Genomic DNA, 21,671 nt, shown 5'->3' with positions numbered 1-21,671 from the left:
CGCGGGCCGCCTAGCCTAGCTTCTGGCGCGGTAGCGCAGCGGCGGCGGCGGCGCGTCGCTCGCCGCCAGCGCCGCCAGCACCTGCCGGTGGTGCGGCGAGCGGTCGCAGACCGGGTCGGAGGCCGCTGCATCGCCGGCCAGCGCCAGCGCCTGGCAACGGCAGCCGCCCCAGTCACGCTCCTTCAGCGCGCAGGACTGGCATTCCGCCGGCATCCAGCCCGTGCCGCGAAAGCGGGTGAAAGCCTCTGACCTTTCCCAGATGTCTGCCAGGGCGTGCTCGCGCACCGAGGGGAAGGCCATGTCGGGAATGGTCTCGGCGGCGTGGCAGGGCAGGGCGCGGCCGGCGGGCGAGACGTTGATGAAGCGCTGCGCCCAGCCGCCCATGCAGGGCTTCGGCTGCGTCGCGTGGTAGTCGGGGGTGACATAGTCGATCGCCATCCGCCCGGCATGGATCGGCCGCGCTGCCTCCACCGCCGCGGTCGCGGCCTCGAGCTGGGCGGCGCTGGGCAGCAGCGCGTCGCGATTGGCCAGGCCCCAGCCGTAATACTGGGTGTGCGCGATCTCGACCCGCCGCGCGCCGAGCTCGGCCGCCAGCGCGATCATCGCGCCGACATTGCCGACATTCTGGCGGTGGACGACGAAGTTGACGGTCAGCGCGACATCGGCCGCGCGGATCAGCCGCGCCGCCGCCAGCTTGCGCGCCTGCGCGCCCCGGAGCCCGCCAATCCGCTCGGCATTGTCCGCGTCGACATCCTGGAAGCTGAGCTGGACATGGTCGAGCCCGGCCGCGACCAGCGCCGCCAGCCGCGCCTCGGTCAGGGTCACGCCGGAGGTGATCAGGTTGCTGTAGAGGTCGAGCCCGCGCGCATGGGCGACCAGCGCCTCCAGGTCGCGCCGCGCCATCGGCTCGCCGCCGGAGAAATGCACCTGCAGCACGCCGAGCGCCGCCGCCTGGTCCAGCACCCGCTTCCAGCCCTCGGTGTCCAGCTCGTCGGAGGCGCGGTCGAGCGCCAGCGGGTTGGAGCAATAGGGGCAGGCCAGCGGGCAGCGATGCGTCAGCTCCGCCAGCAGCGCCATGGGCGGCGCGACACTCATGACCGCAGCAGGCCCTTGGCCGCCAGATCCTGCAGCATCGCCAGCACGTCAGCGGCGATCAGGTCGCGCGGCGCATCATACTGCGCGGCCAGGGCCCCGGTGATGGCCTCGATGCTGCGGCTGCCATCGACCAGCTGCAGGATGGCGGCGGCCTGCTCGTCGGGCTGGAACAGCCGCTCCGGCGCCAGCAGCGCCCAGGCGGCCCGCGCCTTGTCGAAGCGGAAGCGCACGCCGGGGGCGAAGCGCGGCACGCTGTCCGGCGTCACGGCCGCCAGGCGCCCGGCGGGATATGGCCCGGCGACAGATAGGCATAGGCCAGCGCATCCAGCTGCGCCCAGAGCACGCCGCATTTGAAGCGCAGCGCCTCCAGCACCGCCTCCTGCTGCTCGGCCGTGCGGGCGTGCTGGCGGACATAGTCGAGGGCGAATTCGACATCCTTCGGCGCCTGGGTCAGGCGCGGCGTGAAATAGGCCAGGGTCTCCGGCGTGATGAAGTCGTAGTGCCGCAGCATCCCCGAGACGCGCTCGCTGATGATGTTGGGAGAAAACATCTCGGTCAGCGAGGAGGCGATGGCCTCCAGGATCGGCCGGTGGCGGACGAAATTGACATAGGCATCCACTGCATGCCGGGTGCCGGGCAGGATGCCGCGCGTCGAGACGACATAGTCGCGGTCCAGCCCCAGCCCGTCGGTCAGCTTCAGCCAGCGGGCGATGCCGCCATTCTGTTCCTCGCCCTCCGGCAGCAGGTCACCGTCATGATCGACGATGCGGCTCCGCCACAGCCGCCGCAGTGCCGGGTCTTCGAGGCGGGCCAGCAGAAAAGCATCCTTCGCCGGGATGCGCGCCTGGTAGTAGTAGCGGTTCAGCGCCCAGGCCTGCACCTGCACCCGCGTCAGCCGGCCGTCATGCAGCGCGCGGTGGAAGGGATGCAGGTTGTGGTAGCGCTCGGCGCCGATCTGGCGCAGCGCGGCTTCGAGCGCTTCCGGGGACAACAGCGCAGTCATGCCAGCAGGATCTCCATGCCGTCCCGCGCGACCTCCCAGCCGGCGGCGGCGGCCACCGCGCGCTCGGGGGAATCGGCCAGCAGCACCGGGTTGGAATTGTTGATGTGGACAAAGATCTTGCGGGCGACGCCGAGGCCCTCGAAGGCGCGCAGCGCGCCGGCCGGGCCTGTCGCCGAGATATGCCCCATGCGCTGCCCGGTCTTCGGGCCGAGCCCGGCGGTGATCATCTCGTCGTCGCGCCACAGCGTGCCGTCGAACAGCACCAGCTCGGCGCCGCGCAGCCGGGCGGCCAGCGCCGGCGTCATCGCCGCGCAGCCGGGAATGTAGAAGAGCACCCGCTCGCCATCGCCGATCGCGACGCCGACCGTGCCGCCCTCCTCGCCGTCCAGCGCCAGCGTGCCGTCGGCCGCCGCCTCCATGAACAGCGGCACCTTGCCGGGGACGGGGAAGAGCAGGGCGCGCAGCCCGCTTTCGGCGCCCTCGGCGTCGCGCAGCGGGAACCACTGTTCCAGCGGCACCGCCTCGCGCGGCACGATGGCGCGGTTCAGCACCTCGAAAATCGGATTGGCGTCGAGCAGGCCGAGCACCTCGGGCGTCGCCATCAGCCGCAAGGGCTGGCGTTCGCGCAGGGTCAGCAGGCCGGCGATGCCATCGACCTCGCCGCCGGTCAGCAGCACGCCGGCGATGGGCGTGGAGCGCAGCCCGTGGCGCGGCTGCAGCGCGCGGTTCTCGGCGATCTGCTGGCGCAGGTCGGGGGCGGCGTTGATGATGAACCAGCGCTCGCCATCGGCGCTGACCGCCAGCGAGGCCTGGTGCCGCGGCAGCGCGGCCGGATCACCGGCGCGGGCGCGGTTGCAGGCTTCCGCGTTGGAATTCCATTGCGGGAAGCCGCCGCCGGCCGCGGCCCCCAGCACCAGGGCGTGGATCATGCCCGGGCCCGAGGCACGCGGCCGGGAAGGATCACTTCTTCTCGGCGCAGACGTAGCTGTTGATCTCGGCGCCGAGCGCGATTTCGACGATCTTCGGGGTCTTCCAGGTCATGCGAGCCTCCTGAGCGGATGGGGACAATCGACGCCGGCGAGCTTACGGGGGGGTCGGCCAGGCGACCAGCCCGAATCTGGGGCGCCAACCGGCTTCAACCAAGGGGCGCGGCGCGCGTTGCAGGAGGGTCCGCAGGAGGGTTGCGCCGATGCATCGCAGGCTGGTCCCGTCGCTCGTCCTGGCCCTGGCCACAATGCTGGCCGGCTGCGGCGAGCAGGCGACGCGGACGGTGGAGCAGGGCAGCGGCCCCAGCCCGCAGCTGCCGCCGCCGCGCGAGGGCTGGCTGCCCACCGTCAACATCGCGCCGGCCCGTGGCTGGGCCGAGGGGGCAGCCCCGGTCGCGGCCCCTGGCCTCGCGGTGCAGTCCTTCGCCGCCGGGCTCGAGCATCCGCGCTGGATCACCGTGCTGCCGAATGGCGACGTGCTGGTGGCCGAGAGCAATGCGCCGCCGAAGCCGGAGGAGCGCGGCCTGCGCGCCTGGGTGATGGGGCTGGTGATGCGGCGCGCCGGTGCCGGCGTGCCCAGCGCCGACCGCATCACCCTGCTGCGCGACGCCGATGGCGACGGCATCGCCGAGCAGCGCGCGGTCTTCCTGAGCGGGCTGCGCTCGCCCTTCGGCATGGCGCTGGTCGGCGGGGATTTCTACGTCGCCAATACCGATGGCATCCTGCGCTTCCCCTACCAGCCAGGGCAGCTGTCGATCACCGCGCCGGGCACGCCGCTGGCGCCGCTGCCGGCGGGCCCGCGCAACCACCACTGGACCAAGAGCCTCATCGCCAGCCCGGACGGCACGCGGCTCTACGCCACCGTCGGCTCCAACAGCAATGTCGGCGAGAACGGGCTGGAGGCCGAGGAAGGCCGCGCCGCCGTCTGGGAGATCGAGCGCGCCAGCGGCCGGGCGCGGCTCTATGCCAGCGGGCTGCGCAACCCGAACGGGCTGATGTGGGTGCCGGCGACCGGCGCGCTGTGGACGACAGTGAACGAGCGCGACGAGATCGGCAGCGACCTGGTGCCCGACTACATGACGTCGCTGCGCGATGGCGGCTTCTATGGCTGGCCCTGGAGCTATTTCGGCCAGCATGTCGATGCGCGGGTGCAGCCGCCGCGGCCCGACCGGGTGGCGCAGGCGATCGCGCCGGACTATGCGCTGGGGCCGCACACCGCCTCGCTCGGCCTGGCCTGGGGCTGCGTCGCCGGCGGCCTGCCGGCACCTTTCGCCGAGGGCGCCTTCATCGGCCAGCACGGTTCCTGGAACCGCGACCCGCCGAGCGGCTACAAGGTGGTCTTCGTCGCCTTCCGCGACGGCCGGCCGGAGGGGCTGCCGCGCGACGTGCTGGCCGGCTTCCTGAACGCCGCCGGCGAGGCGCAGGGCCGGCCGGTCGGCGTCGCCATGGATGGCCGCGGCGGGCTGCTGGTCGCCGATGATGTCGGCAACCGGATCTGGCGGGTGGTCGCCGCGCGCTAGGCTGCAGGCCGGATGGAAGGAAAATCCGCCTCGAAATCAGCTGTCCAGGGTGTCATGCCGGCGTGAACCCTCCTCTCCCATGTGTTCCCTGAAAGGAACATAAAGAGATGGATCGAGCACTGTTTTGTGCCCTATAGGGGTCACATGGCGAAGCCGCGGGACCTGACCTTCCAGCTTCATGCCGATGGCCGCTGGAACGACGTGGCCCGGCTGACCCTGAACGACCCCGACCAGGGGTGGCAGGGGGCCAGCCAGCTTGTCCATGACGATGCCTGGGTGTTCGAGGCGGACCCGGAGATCACCGGCGGCCTGCGCGGCTGGAAGGCGCTGAGCGTCCGGCTGCCGCCCTCGCTGGCGCTGCACCGCTTCCGGAGCTGGCCGCCCTTCCTGCTGGACCTGCTGCCGCAGGGCCATGCCCGCAAGGTGCTGGCCGGGGTGCTGGGGCTGCCCCAGGATGCCGCCGCCTGCGACACGCCGCTGCTGCTGCGGGCGGCGGGCGGCCCGATCGGCAATATCCGCATCCGCCAGGCCTGGGAGGCCGAGCGGAAGCGGCTGAAGCAGGCGCCGACCCATCCGGGCCTGACGCTGGACGAGATCTTCGCGCGCAGCGATGCCTTCAACGAATTCGCCCGCGACCATGCGGCCGTGGCCTCCGGCTCCAGCGGCGTCCAGGGCGCCTGGCCCAAGCTGCTGATGACCCGCAACCGGGCGGGCCGCTGGCTGCCGGACCCGATGGTGCCCGACGACCAGGCGACCGACCATGCGATCGTCAAGTGGCTGGGCGACCGGGACGCAGCGACCCGGCTGATCCTGGCGGCCGAGGCGCCCTATCTGGAGCTCGCCCGCGCCTTCGGCCTGCGCTGCGCCCGGCCGCTGCAGCACCGCCATGGCACGCTGCTGATCCCGCGCTTCGACCGCCAGCTGGTGGCCGGCCGGGTGGTGCGTCTCGGCCAGGAGAGCATCGTCGCCGCGGCCGGCGTCGCGGCCTTCGGCCACCAGGCATCGCACGAGGCCTATCTCGACGTCATCAAGGCGCAGTGCGACGACCCGGCCGCCGAGGTGACCGAATATGTGCTGCGCGACGTCCTCAACCTGGCGCTGGGCAACCCGGACAATCATGGCCGCAACACCGCCCTGCAGAAGACCCCGGATGGCGCGGTGCGGCTGACGCCGCTCTACGATTTCTGCCCGATGCGCCTGGATTCCTCCGGCATCGCCCGCTCCACCACCTGGCGCTGCCTGCGGCCGTTCAACGGGCCGAGCCGCGACCTCGATCCCGACTGGGCGGAGGTCTGCCGCGTGGCGGCGGAGGGGGTGCCGGGACTGCAGGCGGAGACCCTGATGGCGGTGCTGGCCGGCAAGGCGGAGACGCTGCGCCGGATGCCGGATCTCGCCCGCGGGATGGGCGTGCCGGAGGCGGTCATCGCCGGCGCCATGGGCTTCTGCACCCGGCAGGCCGAGGCCCTGGCGGCGCTCGGCCGGAGGCGGACCGATGCCGCGCGCTAGGCGGCCCTCGGCCGATGAGCGGATCGCGCTGCGGGTCGCGCTGCACGAGGAGATCGCCGCCGGCGGCCTGGGCTGGGGCGAGGCGGTCAGGCGGATGCGGCAGGCCCTGGGCATGACCCAGGCGCGCTTCGCGCAGACCTTCCGGCTGACCCGCCGCCTGGTGGTGGAGCTGGAGGCCGGGCGCGCCAATCCCACCGCCGAGACGCTCGCCAGGATCGGCAGGCCCTTCGGCTACCAGCTCGGCTTCGTGCTCGCCAGGCCGGCGGCGGCCCCGGATGGCGGCGGCCCTGTCCAGGCTGCGGCCGAGGGCGCGGCTAGGCTGCCCCGCCCAGGCTGAGCGCCAGCAGCGCCGCCGGCTGCGGCGCAAGGCCGAAGAGATGGCGGTAGAACAGCCCGCCATAGAGCGCGTCATAGATCGCTGACGGCGCTGCCGCAGAGGGAATGCTGCCATCCGCCTGGCCCTCGGCGATGATCCCGGCCAGCGCCGCGCGGCGCTGCGCCAGGTAGCGCTCGAAGAAGGCGGCGGCCGAGCCGCTGCGGGCGATGCATTCGGCGATCACCGCCAGCTGCACCCGGCCGAGGTCGCTGTCCAGCGCGGCGCTGTACTCGGCGACGTGGCGGCGGATGCGGTCGGCGCCGCTGCCCTCGGCCGGCAGCGGCAGCAGCGCCGCGGCGCGGTGCAGGAAGGCGTCGATCAGCAGCGCCTCGCGCGTCGGCCACCATTTGTAGATGGTCATCTTCGAGACCCCCGCCGCGCGCGCCACCGCGTCGATGCTGCTGGCGGCCAGGCCCTGGCCGGCCATCAGCGCATAGGCGGCCTCCAGGATGGCGGCGGTGCTGGCGGCGGAGCGCGGGCGGCCGCGGGCGGCGGGCAGGGTCATGCGGCGCAGGATAGGGGGCTCGGCCGGCGCCCGCGAATCCCGCTTGCCCTGGCCGAAATATTGGACGTATCGTCCAGTTATTGAAGCCGAGCCAGGAGACGCCCATGGCCCTCGACCCCGCGCTGCGCCAAAAGATCCTGGACTCGGTCGAGGCCGGCTTCGCCGAGCAGCTCGCCTTCACCCAGGCGCTGATCCGCTTCCCCTCGCTGCGCGGCGCCGAGCATGCCTGCCAGGATTTCGTCTTCCGCGCGCTGCGCGAGCGCGGCTTCGCCATGGACCGCTTCGCCATGGACCGCGAGGCCATCACCGCGCATCCCGGCGGCGGCCCCTGGTCGGCCGAGCATTCCGACGCGCCGATCGTGGTGGGCATCCACCATCCGCGGCAGGAGACCGGGCGCTCGCTGATCCTGCAGGCGCATGTCGACGTGGTGCCGACCGGCCCTGCCGACATGTGGTCGCAGGCCCCCTTCGATCCGGTGGTGCAGGGCGACTGGCTCTATGGCCGCGGCGGCGCCGACATGAAGGCGGGGCACGCCGCCAATCTCTTCTGCCTCGATGCGCTGCGCCGGATCGGGCTGCAGCCGGCGGCGACCGTGCTGGTGCAGTCGGTGGTCGAGGAGGAATCCACCGGCAATGGCGCGCTGATGACGCATCTGCGCGGCTACAAGGCGGATGCCGTGCTGATCCCGGAGCCGGAGGAGGAGATGCTGGTGCGCGCCAATGTCGGCGTGCTCTGGTTCCAGGTCGAGGTGCGCGGCCTGCCGGTGCATGTGCGCGAGATGGGGCGCGGCGCGAATGCCATCGACGCCGCCTGGCGCGTCGTCGGCGAGCTGCGCCGGCTGGAGGAGGAATGGAACGCCGACAAGGTGGGCCGCGAGCATTTCGCCGAGATCGAGCACCCGATCAACCTGAACATCGGCAAGATCGAGGGCGGCGACTGGGCCTCCTCGGTGCCCGGCTGGTGCCGGATCGACTGCCGCATCGGCCTCTATCCGGGGGTCGACGCCGCCACTGCCGCGCGCGAGATCAGCGAGCGCGTCGCCCGCTTCGCCCGCGCCGACGGCTACATGGCGAACAACCCGCCCGCCGTCACCTTCAACGGCTTCCATGCCGAGGGCTATGTCCAGCCGCCCGGCAGCGAGGCCGAGGCGGTGCTGGCGCGGGCGCATCAGGGCGCGACCGGCCAGGCACTGAAGAGCTTCATGACGCCGGGCTATCTCGATACCCGCGTCTATGCGCTCTACGACCGCATCCCCGCGCTCTGCTACGGCCCGATCTCGGAGAATATCCACGGCTTCGACGAGCGGGTCAGCCTGGCCTCGGTGAAGCGCATCACCGGGGCCATGGCGCTGTTCGTCGCCGAATGGTGCGGCGTGGAGCCGGTCAGCCCGGGCTGACCGGCGGCGCTCAGCGGCGCGGGGTCTGGTCGGGCCGCTCGCCGGGGCCGACCTGGCGCTGTTCCAGCGACGGTCCCTCGGTGCGGCTGGTGCCGGTGCCGGCCGGCTGCTCGCGCTGCGAGGGCGGCACCGTGGCGCTGTTGCCGGCCTGCGGATTGCCGCCCTGGGTGCTGCCGCCGCCGGGACGCTGTATGCCGCTGTTGTTGGCCGTGCCGCTCTGCCCGACGCTGCCTTCCAGCCGCTCGGCCGGCGCGCCCTGCGGCGCCGGGGTCTGGGCCCGGGCGGAGACCTGGGCCAAGGCGGGCAGGGTGGCCGCCAGCAGGGCGGCGAGGGCAAGGTGGTGGCGACGGGGCATGGCTGGGCGCTCCTGGATCGGGGATGCCCCTCGGGGCTTACCGTCACCAACCGGGCGGGGCCGGGCGGGTTCCCCCGGCCGGCCGCCGCGCCCGGTCAGGGCGTCGCCGCCCCGGCCGGCCGGTCGAGGGCGGTCGCGGGCGCCGCGGGCCGGGCGCGGCGGCGCAGCAGCAGGGTCGCGATGATCAGCACATTGGCCGCGTTCCAGGCGGTGCCGTTGAGGAAGGCCGCCGCATAGCTGCCGGTGGCGTCGAAGATCACGCCGGACAGCCAGCCGCCCAGCGCCATGCCGACCAGGGTCGAGCTGAGCACGATGCCGACGCGGAAGCCGACCTCGGAGGCGGGGAAGTTCTCGCGCACCACCACGGCATAGGAGGGCACGATGCCACCCTGGAACAGGCCGAACAGCGCCGAGAGCAGGAACAGCGAGCCCAGCCCGTCGAAGAACAGGAACAGCGACAGCGCCGCCCCCTGCGCCACGGCGCCGAGCAGCAGGGTCGGCAGCCCGCCGATGCGGTCGGCCAGCAGGCCGGAGACCAGGCGCGAGACGATGCCGCAGCCCAGCATCAGCGACAGCATCTCCGCCCCGCGCGCGACGCCGTAGCCGAGGTCGCCGCAATAGGCGACGATATGCACCTGCGGCATCGCCATGGCGACGCAGCAGGCGATGCCGGCGAAGGCCAGCACCAGGGTCAGCCCGTTGCGCGACAGGCCGAGCGGCCGCGCCGCCCCGACATCGCTGCGCCGCCCGTTCTGCTGCAGGCCGGGCGCCCGGCCGCGCAGCATCAGCGCCAGCGGCAGCATGGCCAGCAGGCAGATCACCCCCACCGTCACATGCGCCACCCGCCAGCCATAGGCGGTGATCAGCGCGGTCAGCAGCGGCGGCCAGACCACCCCGGCCAGGTAGTTGCCGGAGGCCGCCAGCGCCACCGCGATGCCGCGCCGCCGGCGGAACCAGAGCGAGGCATCGGCCATCAGCGGCGCGAAGGAGACCGAGGCGCCGAGCATGCCGATCATCACCCCCTGCGCCAGGGCATAGACGATCAGGCTGGGCGCCAGCCCGGCCAGCACATAGCCGCCCGACAGCATCAGGATGGCCAGCAGCAGCGGCCGCATCACGCCGAAGCGGTCGGCCAGCCGGCCCATCACCACGCCGCCGATGCCCAGGCCCAGCATGGTCAGCGTATAGGGCAGCGAGGCATCGCCGCGCCCGGCGCCGAACTCGGCCTGCACATGCGGCAGCGCGACGACGACGGTCCACATCCCGGCGCCGCCCAGCGTCGACAGCGCCACGATGGCGGCGAGGCGGATCCAGGCGGTGCGGGAATCCAGCAGGTGTTCGTCGGTCATGCGGCGCCTCGGCCGCCGGCCCGTGCCGCAGAGATCGTCATCGTCGCGTTTCCTCTTGTCGCCGGTGGGCCGGCCTTGTCGTCATGCTTCGCCGGGCAGTCTGGCGCAGCCGCGCCGCCGGCGCCACCGGGGCGCCACCACCTTGGTCGCCACCCGGCGGCCGCCAGGATGGCGCCTCGCTGGCGCAGGCGGAAAGGCCAGTCGGCTGGATTTCCACCAGTCCAGTTTCACCCCTGGCCGCGGCGCGGCGGCTGCCGCATAGTCGCGCCCCCCGCCGTGCAAGCCCCCGCTGTGCAAGCCCCTGCGAGAGAAGGTCCTGGCCCCGTGAGCATCCTCCTGATCGGTTCCCTCGACGACGAAGACTATGCCGACTGGAAGACGCATCTGCTGGCGCATCTGCCGGAGGGCGAGACGCTGGTGCTGGCGACCGAGCCGCATGACGTCGAGGCCGTCGACGTCGCCCTGGTCGCCAACCCGCCGCACGGGACGCTGGCGCGCTACCCCCATCTGCGCTTCGTGCAGAGCCTCTGGGCCGGCGTCGACCGCATGCTCTCCGACCCGGCGCTGCCGACCGACATCCCGATCGCCCGGCTGGTCGATCCGGCGCTGACCCAGGCGATGGTGGAATGCGCCCTGGCCAGCGTGCTGCTGCTGCACCGCCAGCTGCCGGCCTATGCGCGGCAGCAGGCGCGCGCCGAGTGGAAGCAGCTGGCGCAGCCGCTGGCCGGGCAGCGCCGCGTCGGCGTGCTCGGGCTCGGCGCGCTGGGCGGCGCCTGCGCCACGGCGCTGGCCGGCGTCGGCTTCGCCGTCAGCGGCTGGAGCCGCGCGCCGAAATCGATCGAGGGCGTCACCTGCCTGAGCGGCGCCGAGGGCATGGACCGGCTGGTGGAAACCTCGGACATCCTGGTCAACCTGCTGCCGCTGACGCCCGACACCGCCGGCATCCTCGATGCCCGGCTGTTCGGCCGGCTGCCGCCGGGCGCCGGGCTGGTCAACCTGGCGCGCGGCCGCCACCTGGTGGAGGAGGACCTGCTGGCGGCGCTGCAGGCCGGCCAGGTCGGGCATGCCGTGCTCGACGTCTTCACCCAGGAGCCGCTGCCGGCCGCGCATCCCTTCTGGGCGCATCCCGGCATCACCGTGCTGCCGCATGTCGCGGCCTATAGCGCGCCGGAATCGGCGGCGCGGATCGCGCTGGAGAATGTCGCGCGCCACCGCGCCGGCCAGCCCACCACCGCCATGGTCGACCCCGTGCGCGGCTACTGAGGCGGGCGCGGCTCCGGCGCCTGGCGCAGCCGCGCCGCCGCCTCTGCCACCAGCGCCTCGCGCTCGGCCCGGCGGGCGCGCGAGGCCTCGCGCACCGCGGCGACGATGTCCGGCGGCGAGCTCTCGGGACGGCCGCCCGGGAAGGGCGGCGCCGGGTCGTATTCGATGGCCAGCTGGATGCGGCGGGCGAGCGCCTCACCCTCCAGATCGGCCACCACCCGCAGCGCCACGTCGATGCCCGAGGTGACGCCGCCGGCGGTGTAGAAGCGGCCATCCACCGTCACCCGCGCCTCGGAGGGCAGGGCGCCGAACTGCGCCAGCAGGTCGCGCGCCTGCCAGTGCGCGCCGGCGCGGCGGCCCTGCAGCAGCCCGGCCGCGCCCAGCAGCAGCGAGCCGGTGCAGATGCCGAAGACATGCGCCGCCGTCGCCGCCTGGCGCTGCACGAAGCCGATCCAGCCCGGGTCGAGCATCGCCAGGTCGATGCCGGTGCCGCCCGGCACCACCAGCAGGTCGGCCGGCGGCGCCGTGTCGCGGGTGGCGTCGGGCACAATGCGCAGGCCGCGATCGGTGCGCACCGGCGCCAGGCTCTCGGCCACCAGCGTCACCTGCCAGCCCGGCACCCGTGCCAGCACCTCATAGGGGCCGGTGATGTCGAGCTGCACCATGTTCTCCACCAGCAGGATATTGACCTGGCGTGTCCTGGCCTCGGGCATGTCGGGACTCCTTCCGGCCGCAGCAGGCCAGAGGCGCGGCCGCCTGTCGATGGCAAAGGCCGGCGGAATCCGGCCCGGCCAATGGATTGCCCACCCGGCCCCTGGGCTGCCCCCGCCGCCCCGCTTGACGGCGGCCGGACCAGGGACTTTGCTGGCAGCCGGACTTCCCCGGCCCGGGCGCCGGCCTCGCCACGGCCTCTGGCAAACCCCAGGCCGTCCCAGGTTGCCCCCCTGGGCAGCCGCATGAAAGACCACGGCATGTCCTCGTCCGCGGCGCTCGGCAGCCGGCCGAAAGCGCATCTCTCCGTCCTGCTGGTGCTCGGCCTGACGCATCTGCTCAACGACCTGCTGCAGTCGCTGATCCCGGCGGTCTATCCGATCATCAAGACCGCCTATGGCCTCGACTTCGTGCAGATCGGCGTCATCACCTTCACCTTCCAGATCGCCGCCTCGCTGTTCCAGCCGGTGGTCGGCCATGTCACCGACCGCCATCCGATGCCCTATTCCACCGCAGTCGGCATGGGCTTCAGCCTGGCCGGGCTGCTCGGCTTGGCCTTCGCCGCCAGCTATCCGGCGATCCTGGCGGCGGCGGCCTGCATCGGCATCGGCTCCTCGATCTTCCATCCGGAGGCGACGCGGATGGCGCGCAACGCCTCGGGCGGGCGGCAGGGGCTGGCGCAGGGCATCTTCCAGGTGGGCGGGCAGATGGGCGGCGCGCTCGGGCCGCTGCTGGCGGCGCTGGTGATCGTGCCGCATGGCCAGGGCAGCCTGGCCTGGTTCGCCCCGGCCGCCCTGCTGGCCATGGCGCTGACCGTCTGGATGGCCGGCCAGCACGCGGCGATCCGCCGCCAGGTGGCGGCGCTGCGCGCCGCGCGCGGCGCCGGCGGGCCCGCCCGCACGCCGCATGCGCCGCGCACCGTGCTGCTGGGGATGACCATCCTGACGCTGCTGATGTTCTCGAAGAACGCCTATATCGAGAGCTTCCGCTCCTTCTACACCTTCTACCTGATCGACCGCTTCCAGGTCTCGGTCAGCACCTCGCAGCTGATGCTGTTCATCTTCCTGGTGGCCTCGGCGGTCGGCGCGCTGATCGGCGGCGTGGTCGGCGACCGCATCGGCCGCTACCGCATCATCTGGTTCTCGGTGCTGGGGCCGCTGCCGCTGACCCTGCTGCTGCCCTATGCCGACTTCTTCTGGACCGGCGTGCTGACGGTCGGCATCAACCTGATCATGGCCAGCGCCTTCGCCGCCATCCTGATCTATGCCATGGAGCTGGCGCCGGACCGCATCGGCCTGGTGGGCGGGCTGTTCTACGGGCTGAATTTCGGCCTGGGCGGCATCGCGGCGGCGATCCTCGGCGGGCTCGCCGACGGCATCGGCATCGAGCGGGTCTATCAGCTCTGCGCCTTCCTGCCGCTGGCCGGGCTGCTGACCTGGTTCCTGCCGCGCATCGAGGACGGGCGGGGCCGCGCCTGACCCTGCCGCGCAGCGCCGCGTCCTTGATCCCTTGCGGCGCAGCGGCGACCCCGCTGCCGCCGCCCTGGCGGCCGCGGGCCGGCCCTATGACCCGAAAGCCATGCTCCTGATGACAGCCCGGGCCACCGGCCTCTGCTACGCCCTCGCCGCCGTCGGCATCTTCGCGATGCAGGACGGCATCTCCAAGCATCTCGGCGACGCCTATCCGCCCGTCCTGATCGCCATGATCCGCTACTGGGCCTTCGCCGGCTTCGCCATCCTGCTGGCCAGCCGCTCGGGCGTCGGGCTGCGGCGCACGGCTTCAGCCCGGCGGCCCTGGCTGCAGGTGGCGCGCGGCGTGCTGCTGGCGGTGCAGATCGGGCTGTCGATCTTCTCCTTCTCCCGCGTCGGGCTGGCGGCGACCCACACGCTCTATGCCGGCACGCCGCTGGTGGTCGCCTGCCTCTCGGTGCCCTTCCTCGGCGAGCGCGTCGGCTGGCGGCGCTGGACCGCGATCGGCATCGGCTTCCTCGGCATCCTGCTGATCATCAACCCGCTGCAGGCCAGCTTCGACGCCAAGATCGCCATTCCCGCGATCGGCACCGTGCTGTTCGCCGTCTATTCGGTGATGACGCGGCTGGCCAGCCGCACCGACACCGCCGGCACCGCCTTCCTCTATACCGGCGTCGCCGGGGCGGTGGCGATCAGCCTGGTCGGCCCGTTCTTCTGGACCGCGATCACGCCCGCCGACTGGCTGTGGATGCTCACCCTCTGCGTCACCGGCACGGTCGGCCACTGGTGCTTCATCCGCGCCTTCGACCTGCTCGACGCCGTGGTGGTGCAGCCGATGACCTATATCCAGACCGTGCTGGTCTGCCTGATCGGCGTGCTGGTCTATGGCGAGGTGATGAGCCTCAGCATGGTGGCCGGCTGCGCCATCGTCATCGCCGCCGGCCTCTTCACCATCTGGCGCGAGGCGATGCTCGCCCGCCGCGCCGCCTAGGACGGCGCGGCGCGCAGCGCGCCCTGCCTCAGGCGGCGCGGACCCCGGTGAGGAAATTGACCACCTCGCCGGACAGCTGATCGGAACTCCTGGACAGCGCCGAGGCCGCCGCGAGCACCTGGGAGGAGGCCGCGCCGGTCTCGCCGGCATTGTGGCTGACATCGGCGATGTTGCGCGTGACGGCCTCGGTCGCCTGCGCCGTGGACTGCACGGTGCGGGCGATTTCGCTGGTCGCGGCACTCTGCTCCTCGACCGCGGCGGCGATGCCCACGGTGATCGTGCTGATCTCCTCGATCGTCAGCGTGATCGCCTCGATGGCACTGACCGCCGCCGCGGTCGCGCCCTGGATGCCGGTGATCTGCACGCTGATCTCCTCGGTGGCCTTGCTGGTGGCCTGCGCCAGACTCTTGACCTCGCTGGCGACCACGGCGAAGCCCTTGCCGGCATCGCCGGCGCGCGCCGCCTCGATGGTGGCGTTCAGCGCCAGCAGGTTGGTCTGTCCGGCAATGCTGGTGATCAGGTTGACCACCTCGCCGATCTTGCCGGCCGAGTGCGACAGGGCACGGACGGTGCCATCCGTGTTCCGGGCACTCTGCACGGCGCGGCCGGCCACCTGGGTCGCCTGCGTCACCTGGCGGCTGATCTCGCCGATCGAGCTGCTGAGCTCCTCGGTCGCCGCGGCCACCGTCTGTACCCCGGCGCTGGTCGTGTCGGCGGCGGAGGAGACGTTGCCCGCCTGGTCGTTGGTCTGCTGCGCGATGCGCGACATGGATTGCGCCGTCGCCTCCAGCTCGGTGGAGGCGGAGGCCAGGTGGCCGGTGAGCGCCTGCACCGTTCCCTCGAACCCCTGAACCAGCTCGGCCAGCCGGGCGGCGCGCCGCTCCTTGGCCAGCCTTTCGCCCTCCTGGGCCTCGGCGAGGCTGGCCGCCTTGATCATGTTGTCGCGGAAGACCTGCACGGTCTGCGCCATGGCCCCGACTTCGTCGCCGCGCTCGACGCCGGGGATCGACACCGTGGTATCGCCGCCGGCCAGCCTCTGCATGGTGCCGGTCATGGCGACGATCGGCCGCGAGATCGAGCGGCCGATCAGCCAGGCCGCGAGCGCACCGACGACGATCGCGGCGAGCGCGGTGAGCAGCAGGAACCACCGGGCCGCCTCGCCTGCCGCCGTCGTGGCGGAACCCAGCATGGCCTGGCTTTCCATGTTGGAGCCGAGGGCGGCCCCGAACAGGCTTGCCAGACGGGCGCCGGAGGCATCGAGCCGGGCGGCCTGGAGGGCCTTCATGCTGTCGGTCAGCCGCATCTTCTCGTCGAAGGCCGCGGCATAGGCGGCCAGTGACGTCTCCAGCTGCGCCGCCGTCTGCCGCAAGGCCTCGGTGCCGAGCTCGGGTCGGAGCGCGCGCAGTCGGGCGGCCGTCTCCGTCAGTTCGGCGCGCGCCTGCTTCGCCGTCGGCTCATCCTGGTGGAGTTCGTAGCGCTGCACGGCCAGGCGCGCCAGAAGCGCCCGGCGATGGGCCTCGCTGCCGGCGAAGGCCAGCGCGGCATTGTTGTCCGCAGCCGCTGCCTGGACGATTCCCTCGATCCGGCGGTCGAGTTCCGCGCCGATGACATCAAGCTTGTCACGGGTGATCGTGTCGCGGGCCGCCTCGAGCGTGGCGACCTCATTGAAGGCCTGCGCATAGGTCCCCAGGACGGATTGCGCTTCGGCCAGCAGGCGCTGCCGCTCCGGATGGCGGACGTTCGGCGCCAGCTCCTCCAGCAGCTTCTGCGCCTCGGCGATCCGCGTGGCGACCCTGGCCCTGCCTGCCGCCGAGGCCTCGAGCAGGAAGTCCTTCACGGCGATCCGGGCCTGCAGCATCTTCCCCTGCAGTTCGGCGAAGCCGTTGCTGTTGCGCGCCAGTCGCCGATAATCGGCGACCGCATCGTTGCTGTTGCCCAGCTGGACATAGCCCGACAGCGCGACGCCGCCCATCATCAGCAGCAGGACCGCGAAGCCAGCCCCGATGCGGTGGGAAATCTTGATCTTTGCCACGGCGGCCTTCCCCAGGAGATGAAACCAAGGGCCGGCCCACAGGGACCGGTCCCTCACCTGGACAAATTTCCGTGATAATTCCGCCTGTTTTATTAACCCGAAATAATAAACGACTCGCAACAAGCGGTTTTCCCGAGGCGCAGGAAGCAGCGTCTTCCTTCCTCAGGGCTTGACGGTCCGGGCCAGGATCACCCGCAGGCCGGCGTCACGCGATCAGACACCCGGCGCCAGAGCGGATCGCGCGATCCGGGCTTCCCGGTGCTTCCACCTCAAGCCGTCGCGCTCTATTGCGGCAGCTGGTCGGGCGACATCGCGACCGACAGCCGCAGCCCGCGCAGCAGCGGCCGCTCGGCCTGGCGCGGCTCGGCCGGCAGCAGCAGCACCGGCGAGGCCTCGCCCATCTGCGCCAGCATCTCCGGCAGCGCGACCGCGGCGACCAGGCCGCGCAGGAACAGCGTCGCCGTATCCTCCACAGCGGCGGTGCCGAAGGGCAGGGGGATGGTCTCCGCCGCCTCGGGCAGGGCGTCGGCGCCATCGGCGATGCCGAAGCCGCGCGCCGAGAGCCCGCCGCGCCGCTTCTCGATCATCCAGCCGAGCAGGCGGGCCGCCTGCCGGGCCTCGACCCAGAACAGCGGCGGCAGCGCGTCCAGCACGGCCGGGGCGCGCGCCACCTCGCTGCCGCCGAGGCCGGCCGCCAGCGCGGCGATCTCCGCCTCGACCGCGACCGCCGGCGCCGCCTCGGCGCGCAGCCGCTGGGCGGCGCGGCGCAGCTCGACCGGCGCCTGCGGCCCGAGCAGGGCGGCCAGCAGGCTGCCCGGGGGGAAATTCGGTCTCGGCGTTTCCGGCGGCATCCGGCGCTCCTTCCTGCTTCGCTGGCGGGTGATGCCCGAAGCCGGGGGCTCGCGCCAGGAGAGGCGGCGTCAGGCGATGTCGAGCTCGAGGTCGCGCAGCAACTGGGCCCGCGCGCCGCGCTCCGCCTCGGCCGCCAGGGCGGCGGTCGCCGGCGGGATGCTGGCGAGGCTGTCGATCAGGTCGGCCACCTCCTCCTCGCTGCAGGCGACGCGGTGGCCGTAGCGCTCGGCGAACCAGGTCTCCGCCCAGGCGGCGCCGGCGGCGGCGGGGTCGTCGCGGCCGGCACCGGCGGCAGGCGAGGTGGCGGCATGGGCGGCTGCCTGGCGCAGCATCGCCTCGAGGGCGGCGCGGAGGGTGGGATCGACCGGCATGATTGTGGACGTTGGGGCGTTTCCGCCGGCGTCAAGACCGGGGCCGGGCGGGCGATGCCGCCGCACATCCATCGGCCGGCTGCGGCGTTGTCCCGCCAGCCGCCCCCGCGAGGAACCGCCGATGTCCGACCGCCTCCCGCCCGCCAACCGCCGTGGCATGCTGAAGCTGGGCAGCGCCGCCGCCGGGCTGCTGCTCGGCACGCCGGTCCTGGCGCAGCCCCGCTACGCCCCGCCCAGCCCGGTCGATACCGGCCGCGTCGCCGAGGGCCGCGTCACCTTCCCCGACTGGCGCGCCGAGGCCGATCCGCGCACGCCGCCGCCGCCGGCGCCGCTGCCGCCCGGTGAGCGCGTCGGCTTCGCCATCGTCGGCCTCGGCCGGCTCAGCCTGGAGCAGCTGCTGCCGGCCTTCGCCGAATGCCGCCTGGCCCGGCCGGCGGCGCTGGTCTCCGGCACGCCGGAGAAGCTGCGCGCCGTCGCCGCGCAATACGGCATCCCGGAGAGCGCCTGCCACGACTACGCCTCCTTCGAGCGGCTGCGCGACAACCCGGCGGTGCAGGTGGTCTATGTCGTGCTGCCCAACGGCATGCACCGCGAGTTCACCGAGCGCGCCGCGGCGGCCGGCAAGCATGTGCTCTGCGAGAAGCCGATGGCCAACAGCGCCGAGGAGGCGCGCGCCATGATCGAGGCCTGCGCCCGCGCCAGGGTCCGGCTGATGGTCGCCTACCGCATCCAGTACGAGCCCTACAACCTGGCGGCGCTGCGCCTGGCGCGCAGCGGCGAGCTCGGCCGGCTGGTCGGCATGAGCGCGGTCAATGTGCAGACCGTCGCCGCCAACGGCGCCGAGCAGTGGCGGCACAAGAAGGCCATGGCCGGCGGCGGCGCGCTGCCGGATATCGGCCTCTACGGCCTGAACACCGCGCGCTTCCTGAGCGGCGAGGAGCCGGTCTGGATCCAGGCCAGCCAGTTCAGCCCGCCCGGCGACCCGCGCTTCGCCGAGGTGGAGGAGACGCTCTCCTTCACCCTGCGCTTCCCCTCCGGCTTCATTGCCCAGTGCCTGACCAGCTATGGCGCGCGCGACGACAAGGTGCAGCGGCTGAACTTCGCCGGGGCCACGATCGACATGCCAAACGCCTACAAGTACCAGGGCCAGCAGCTGCACCTGGCGCGCAACCTCGGCGGCCAGGACCAGCGCAGCAGCGTCATCCTGCCGCACCGCAACCAGTTCGCCGAGGAGATCGACCACATGGCGCAATGCGTGCTGCGCGACGCGGCGCCGCGCACGCCCGGCGAGGAGGGGCTGCAGGACCAGGTGCTGATGGAGGCGATCTACCGCAGCGCCGCCGAGGGCCGGGCGGTCGAGCTGCCGCCGCAGCCGCGGCGCGACATGTTCCGCCGCCTGCCGGACGGGATCGGCTGAGCGGCGGCCCCCCGGCGCCAGCGGGTGCCGGGGGGGAGGCAGCGCCTCAGAAGTCGAAGCTGGCGGAGACGATCACCGTGCGCGGCGAGCCGACGGTGACATAGGTGCCGGTGGTCAGCCAGTATTCCTCGCCGAACAGGTTCTCCAGATTGGCGCGGAAGGTGACCGGCTTGCCGGAGATCTCGGTGCGGTAGCGCGCGCCGATGTCGACCCGCGTCCAGCTGTCGAAGCGCGCCGTGTTCGCCGTGTTGATATAGGCGCCCGAGGTGTAGATGACGCGGCCATTGACCGCGAGGCCGTCGACGCCCGGCACGTCCCAGTCCAGCGCGCCGGAGAAGCTGCGGTCCGGCACGCCCTGGGCGTCGTTGCCGCGCTCGGCGGCGGTTGCCGGGCTGGTCAGCTCCGGCTTGATGAAGGTGGCGCTGGCCATGGCGCGCAGCCCGGGCAGCACCTCGCCATAGGCAGCCAGCTCGAGGCCGCGGTTGCGCTGCTCGCCGTCATAGGAGAGGTCGTTGGCCGGGGTGCGGATGGCGTTCGGCCGGGTGATCTGGAACACCGAGGCCGAGGTGATCACCCGGCCCCAGTCGACGCGCACCCCCGCCTCCATCTGCTCCGACTTGTAGGGCGCCAGCACCGCGCCGAAATTGCGGTAGCCGGCGCCGACGATCTGGCCGCGCGTCAGCCCCTCGGCGTAGTTGGCGTAGAGCGAGACGTTCTGCAACGGCTTGACCACGATGCCGAACATCGGCGTGGTGGCATCGGCGTCGTAGCGGCTGCTGCGCGCGCCGGTCGTGGTGCTGAAGCTGTCGAGCTGCACCTGCTGGTAGCGCACGCCGCCGGTCAGCAGCAGCCGGTCGCCCAGGAAGGAGAGCGTGTCGGCGACGGCGAAGCTGGTCAGCGTCGTCTCGGAGGCCTTGCGCGGATCGGTGCGCGGCAGCGTCACCGGCGGCAGCAGCGCGGGTCGGTAGATGTTGGAGGCGATGCTGCCCGGCTGGGCGATATAGGCATTGCCCGCCTCCTGCTGGAAGCCGGTATAGCCGACATTCAGCGTGTGGCCGACGCCCCCGGTGCTGAAGCGCAGATTGGCGCCGACCGTGCCGCTGACCGTCTTCGAATAGGAATCGTAGAAGGAATTGCCGACGCGGAAATTGCCGGCGGCGTCCACCGCCTGCGAGCTGACCGGGAAGACCTGCTCGTTCCAGCCGTCGCGATAGCCGATCGCGCCATAGACCGTCAGCTGCTCGGTCAGGTCGTATTCCAGCCGGGTGGCCAGGGTGCTGTCCTGCTGCCGCAGATTGGTGTTCGGATACCAGTTGCTGCGCGCGTCCGGCGGCGCCGGGATGAAGGCGGTGGTGGACAGCAGCTGGATCTGCGGCCGGAAGTTCTTGGTGTTGTCGCGCTGGAAGATGCCGTCGACCGACCAGCGCAGCCGCTCGCCGCGATAGTCGAGGCCGAGGGCGGCGACATAGTTCTGCAGGTTGCCGTTGTCGATCGTCGCCTCGCCGTCGCGGTGCATCCCGTTGAAGCGGATGCCCCATTCGCCATTGGCGCCGTAGCGGCGGGCGATGTCGGTGGCGACGCCGAGATTGCCGCTGCCCAAGTAGGTGGTGGTCAGCCGGGTCAGCGGCAGGTCCTCGGCCCGCTTGGTGACGATGTTGATGCCGCCGCCGATGCTGCCGCCGGGGGCGATGCCGTTGATCAGCGCGCCGGGGCCGCGCAGCAGCTCGATCCGCTCGGTGATCTCGGCCGGCACCCGGTTGGAGGAGACCAGACCGTACAGCCCGTTCAGCCCGACATCGGTCGCCGGCACGGCGAAGCCGCGGATCTGGAAGGTGTCGTCGAAGCCGCCGGCGCCGGTGGTCAGCCGCACCGAGCTGTCATTGACCAGCGTGTCGGCGATGGTGCGGGCCTGCTGGTCGGCCATCACCTGGCGGGTGTAGCTGGTCGTGCTGAAGGGCGAGTCCATGACGCTGCGCGCGCCGAGCAGGCCGAGCGAGCCGCCGCGCGCCACCTGGCCGCCGGCATAGGCGGGCGCCAGCGCGCCGGGGGCGGCGGCGGCGCTGACATCAACCGCCGGCAGGGCGACGGCGCCGGCCGGCGTTCCGGAGAGGGCCTGCGCCGGGTCGGCGGCCTGCGCCTGGATGGGGGTCTGCGCCTGAACTGGGGTCTGCGCCTGGGCAGCCGGCCCGAGGGCCAGGCCGCAGGTCAGCAGGGCCGCGGCGGCGCTGCCGGCCGGGGCGGGGGCGGCGCCCGGACGGCGGGAGGATCGAAGCATCGGAGGCGGCCCTTTGTGACGCAGGCTGTCACTGCATTGCGAATGCTTCTCACTAGCTGAAGACATGACGTTCCGGCAAGGTGGCCAGAGCCCTGCGCCGCCGAAGAAATGCCGTGGATCTGGTGCCAATCCTGCCGCGCGCCCCGCCGTCGCCGCGCTGCCTGCGGCACCCGTCACGCAGTTTCGCCTTCCGCTTCG

General features: G+C 72.5%; 21 protein-coding genes. 8 read left to right on the top strand and 13 right to left on the bottom strand.

The features are described from left to right. Window positions 1–15: 15 nt before the first annotated feature. Genes pqqE through pqqA form a run of 5 tightly spaced genes read right to left on the bottom strand, consistent with a single transcriptional unit; the run spans window position 16 to window position 3,166 of the window. A complete protein-coding gene (gene pqqE, locus WFI16_RS17820; protein WP_419899187.1) occupies window positions 16–1,095 on the bottom strand; it encodes a pyrroloquinoline quinone biosynthesis protein PqqE in 1,080 nt (359 codons plus the stop codon). Beyond that, the gene (gene pqqD, locus WFI16_RS17815) at window positions 1,092–1,361 is read right to left on the bottom strand and encodes a pyrroloquinoline quinone biosynthesis peptide chaperone PqqD (RefSeq protein ID WP_419899186.1); all 270 of its coding nucleotides are present in this window, start codon (window positions 1,359–1,361) and stop codon (window positions 1,092–1,094) included. Before pqqD ends, pqqE begins: the two co-directional genes overlap by 4 nt. Then, on the bottom strand, window positions 1,358–2,098 hold the full coding sequence (pqqC, locus tag WFI16_RS17810; protein ID WP_419899185.1) for a pyrroloquinoline-quinone synthase PqqC: 741 nt from the start codon (window positions 2,096–2,098) through the stop codon (window positions 1,358–1,360). Before pqqC ends, pqqD begins: the two co-directional genes overlap by 4 nt. Then, on the bottom strand, window positions 2,095–3,027 hold the full coding sequence (gene pqqB, locus WFI16_RS17805) for a pyrroloquinoline quinone biosynthesis protein PqqB (protein WP_419899184.1): 933 nt from the start codon (window positions 3,025–3,027) through the stop codon (window positions 2,095–2,097). Before pqqB ends, pqqC begins: the two co-directional genes overlap by 4 nt. 31 nt (window positions 3,028–3,058) lie before the next feature. Next, on the bottom strand, window positions 3,059–3,166 hold the full coding sequence (gene pqqA / locus WFI16_RS17800) for a pyrroloquinoline quinone precursor peptide PqqA (protein WP_419899183.1): 108 nt from the start codon (window positions 3,164–3,166) through the stop codon (window positions 3,059–3,061). A 121-nt stretch (window positions 3,167–3,287) separates the two neighbouring features. Between pqqA and WFI16_RS17795 the strand changes: the two genes are divergently transcribed. From WFI16_RS17795 to WFI16_RS17785, 3 genes are all read left to right on the top strand, one after another. Continuing rightward, window positions 3,288–4,604, top strand: a complete 1,317-nt coding sequence (locus WFI16_RS17795) for a PQQ-dependent sugar dehydrogenase (RefSeq protein ID WP_442970706.1) — start codon at window positions 3,288–3,290, stop codon at window positions 4,602–4,604. Window positions 4,605–4,748: 144 nt separating this feature from the next. Beyond that, window positions 4,749–6,110 carry a type II toxin-antitoxin system HipA family toxin gene (locus tag WFI16_RS17790; RefSeq protein WP_419899182.1) on the top strand — a complete coding sequence of 454 codons (1,362 nt, stop codon included), beginning with the start codon at window positions 4,749–4,751 and terminating at the stop codon, window positions 6,108–6,110. Then, window positions 6,097–6,447: a helix-turn-helix domain-containing protein gene (locus WFI16_RS17785; protein ID WP_419899181.1), complete on the top strand. Its 351-nt coding sequence runs from the start codon at window positions 6,097–6,099 to the stop codon at window positions 6,445–6,447. Before WFI16_RS17790 ends, WFI16_RS17785 begins: the two co-directional genes overlap by 14 nt. On the opposite strand, the gene WFI16_RS17780 is transcribed toward WFI16_RS17785, so the two are convergent. Beyond that, window positions 6,425–6,991, bottom strand: a complete 567-nt coding sequence (locus WFI16_RS17780; protein WP_419899180.1) for a TetR/AcrR family transcriptional regulator — start codon at window positions 6,989–6,991, stop codon at window positions 6,425–6,427. The genes WFI16_RS17785 and WFI16_RS17780 overlap by 23 nt on opposite strands. Before the next feature lie 104 nt (window positions 6,992–7,095). Between WFI16_RS17780 and WFI16_RS17775 the strand changes: the two genes are divergently transcribed. After that, window positions 7,096–8,388: an ArgE/DapE family deacylase gene (locus tag WFI16_RS17775; RefSeq protein WP_419899179.1), complete on the top strand. Its 1,293-nt coding sequence runs from the start codon at window positions 7,096–7,098 to the stop codon at window positions 8,386–8,388. A 10-nt stretch (window positions 8,389–8,398) separates the two neighbouring features. Here the strand turns inward: WFI16_RS17775 and WFI16_RS17770 are convergent, their stop codons facing one another. Both WFI16_RS17770 and WFI16_RS17765 read right to left on the bottom strand, forming a co-directional pair. Further along, entirely contained in the window at window positions 8,399–8,743 is a 345-nt protein-coding gene (locus WFI16_RS17770) for a hypothetical protein (protein ID WP_419899178.1), read from the bottom strand. A gap of 95 nt (window positions 8,744–8,838) precedes the next feature. Continuing rightward, entirely contained in the window at window positions 8,839–10,092 is a 1,254-nt protein-coding gene (locus WFI16_RS17765) for an MFS transporter (RefSeq protein ID WP_419899177.1), read from the bottom strand. Between the two features lie 324 nt (window positions 10,093–10,416). Between WFI16_RS17765 and WFI16_RS17760 the strand changes: the two genes are divergently transcribed. Further along, window positions 10,417–11,355, top strand: coding sequence for a 2-hydroxyacid dehydrogenase (locus WFI16_RS17760; protein ID WP_419899176.1), 939 nt, complete (start codon window positions 10,417–10,419; stop codon window positions 11,353–11,355). Here the strand turns inward: WFI16_RS17760 and WFI16_RS17755 are convergent. Continuing rightward, entirely contained in the window at window positions 11,349–12,068 is a 720-nt protein-coding gene (locus tag WFI16_RS17755) for a DJ-1/PfpI family protein (RefSeq protein WP_419899175.1), read from the bottom strand. The genes WFI16_RS17760 and WFI16_RS17755 overlap by 7 nt on opposite strands. Before the next feature lie 258 nt (window positions 12,069–12,326). On the opposite strand from WFI16_RS17755, the gene WFI16_RS17750 reads away from it, so the two are divergent. Next, complete coding sequence (locus WFI16_RS17750; protein WP_419899174.1) at window positions 12,327–13,544, top strand: MFS transporter; 1,218 nt, start codon at window positions 12,327–12,329, stop codon at window positions 13,542–13,544. 100 nt (window positions 13,545–13,644) lie between these two features. Next, on the top strand, window positions 13,645–14,526 hold the full coding sequence (locus tag WFI16_RS17745) for a DMT family transporter (RefSeq protein ID WP_419899173.1): 882 nt from the start codon (window positions 13,645–13,647) through the stop codon (window positions 14,524–14,526). A gap of 28 nt (window positions 14,527–14,554) precedes the next feature. Here the strand turns inward: WFI16_RS17745 and WFI16_RS17740 are convergent, their stop codons facing one another. The 3 genes from WFI16_RS17740 to WFI16_RS17730 all read right to left on the bottom strand — a co-directional run bounded on the left by WFI16_RS17740 (window position 14,555) and on the right by WFI16_RS17730 (window position 17,781). After that, window positions 14,555–16,558 (bottom strand): HAMP domain-containing methyl-accepting chemotaxis protein, encoded by a 2,004-nt coding sequence (locus WFI16_RS17740; protein WP_419899172.1) that lies wholly within the window; start codon window positions 16,556–16,558, stop codon window positions 14,555–14,557. A gap of 284 nt (window positions 16,559–16,842) precedes the next feature. Continuing rightward, the gene (locus tag WFI16_RS17735) at window positions 16,843–17,409 is read right to left on the bottom strand and encodes a hypothetical protein (RefSeq protein WP_419899171.1); all 567 of its coding nucleotides are present in this window, start codon (window positions 17,407–17,409) and stop codon (window positions 16,843–16,845) included. Between the two features lie 69 nt (window positions 17,410–17,478). Further along, entirely contained in the window at window positions 17,479–17,781 is a 303-nt protein-coding gene (locus WFI16_RS17730) for a hypothetical protein (protein ID WP_419899170.1), read from the bottom strand. A gap of 121 nt (window positions 17,782–17,902) precedes the next feature. On the opposite strand from WFI16_RS17730, the gene WFI16_RS17725 reads away from it, so the two are divergent. Then, window positions 17,903–19,198, top strand: a complete 1,296-nt coding sequence (locus tag WFI16_RS17725; RefSeq protein WP_419899169.1) for a Gfo/Idh/MocA family protein — start codon at window positions 17,903–17,905, stop codon at window positions 19,196–19,198. 46 nt (window positions 19,199–19,244) lie between these two features. Here the strand turns inward: WFI16_RS17725 and WFI16_RS17720 are convergent, their stop codons facing one another. Continuing rightward, window positions 19,245–21,473, bottom strand: coding sequence for a TonB-dependent receptor (locus WFI16_RS17720; RefSeq protein WP_419899168.1), 2,229 nt, complete (start codon window positions 21,471–21,473; stop codon window positions 19,245–19,247). Window positions 21,474–21,671: the final 198 nt, after the last annotated feature.

The organism is Roseomonas sp. USHLN139 (assembly GCF_037145735.1).
In the GTDB taxonomy this organism is placed as follows: domain Bacteria; phylum Pseudomonadota; class Alphaproteobacteria; order Acetobacterales; family Acetobacteraceae; genus Pseudoroseomonas.
The sequence above is the reverse complement of the archived record's forward strand: the minus strand, read 5'-3'. Positions and strand labels throughout refer to the sequence as shown.

Excerpts from the sequence above, each read along its gene's own strand:
- pqqC (WP_419899185.1), bottom strand. The coding sequence starts at position 2,098 with ATGACTGCGCTGTTGTCCCCGGAAGCGCTCGAAGCCGCGCTGCGCCAG.
- WFI16_RS17745 (WP_419899173.1), top strand. The coding sequence starts at position 13,645 with ATGCTCCTGATGACAGCCCGGGCCACCGGCCTCTGCTACGCCCTCGCC.
- WFI16_RS17795 (WP_442970706.1), top strand. The coding sequence starts at position 3,288 with ATGCATCGCAGGCTGGTCCCGTCGCTCGTCCTGGCCCTGGCCACAATG.
- pqqE (WP_419899187.1), bottom strand. The coding sequence starts at position 1,095 with ATGAGTGTCGCGCCGCCCATGGCGCTGCTGGCGGAGCTGACGCATCGC.
- WFI16_RS17765 (WP_419899177.1), bottom strand. The coding sequence starts at position 10,092 with ATGACCGACGAACACCTGCTGGATTCCCGCACCGCCTGGATCCGCCTC.
- WFI16_RS17770 (WP_419899178.1), bottom strand. The coding sequence starts at position 8,743 with ATGCCCCGTCGCCACCACCTTGCCCTCGCCGCCCTGCTGGCGGCCACC.
- WFI16_RS17735 (WP_419899171.1), bottom strand. The coding sequence starts at position 17,409 with ATGCCGCCGGAAACGCCGAGACCGAATTTCCCCCCGGGCAGCCTGCTG.
- WFI16_RS17725 (WP_419899169.1), top strand. The coding sequence starts at position 17,903 with ATGTCCGACCGCCTCCCGCCCGCCAACCGCCGTGGCATGCTGAAGCTG.
- WFI16_RS17730 (WP_419899170.1), bottom strand. The coding sequence starts at position 17,781 with ATGCCGGTCGATCCCACCCTCCGCGCCGCCCTCGAGGCGATGCTGCGC.
- WFI16_RS17720 (WP_419899168.1), bottom strand. The coding sequence starts at position 21,473 with ATGCTTCGATCCTCCCGCCGTCCGGGCGCCGCCCCCGCCCCGGCCGGC.
- WFI16_RS17790 (WP_419899182.1), top strand. The coding sequence starts at position 4,749 with ATGGCGAAGCCGCGGGACCTGACCTTCCAGCTTCATGCCGATGGCCGC.
- WFI16_RS17780 (WP_419899180.1), bottom strand. The coding sequence starts at position 6,991 with ATGACCCTGCCCGCCGCCCGCGGCCGCCCGCGCTCCGCCGCCAGCACC.
- pqqB (WP_419899184.1), bottom strand. The coding sequence starts at position 3,027 with ATGATCCACGCCCTGGTGCTGGGGGCCGCGGCCGGCGGCGGCTTCCCG.
- WFI16_RS17755 (WP_419899175.1), bottom strand. The coding sequence starts at position 12,068 with ATGCCCGAGGCCAGGACACGCCAGGTCAATATCCTGCTGGTGGAGAAC.
- WFI16_RS17775 (WP_419899179.1), top strand. The coding sequence starts at position 7,096 with ATGGCCCTCGACCCCGCGCTGCGCCAAAAGATCCTGGACTCGGTCGAG.
- WFI16_RS17785 (WP_419899181.1), top strand. The coding sequence starts at position 6,097 with ATGCCGCGCGCTAGGCGGCCCTCGGCCGATGAGCGGATCGCGCTGCGG.
- WFI16_RS17750 (WP_419899174.1), top strand. The coding sequence starts at position 12,327 with ATGTCCTCGTCCGCGGCGCTCGGCAGCCGGCCGAAAGCGCATCTCTCC.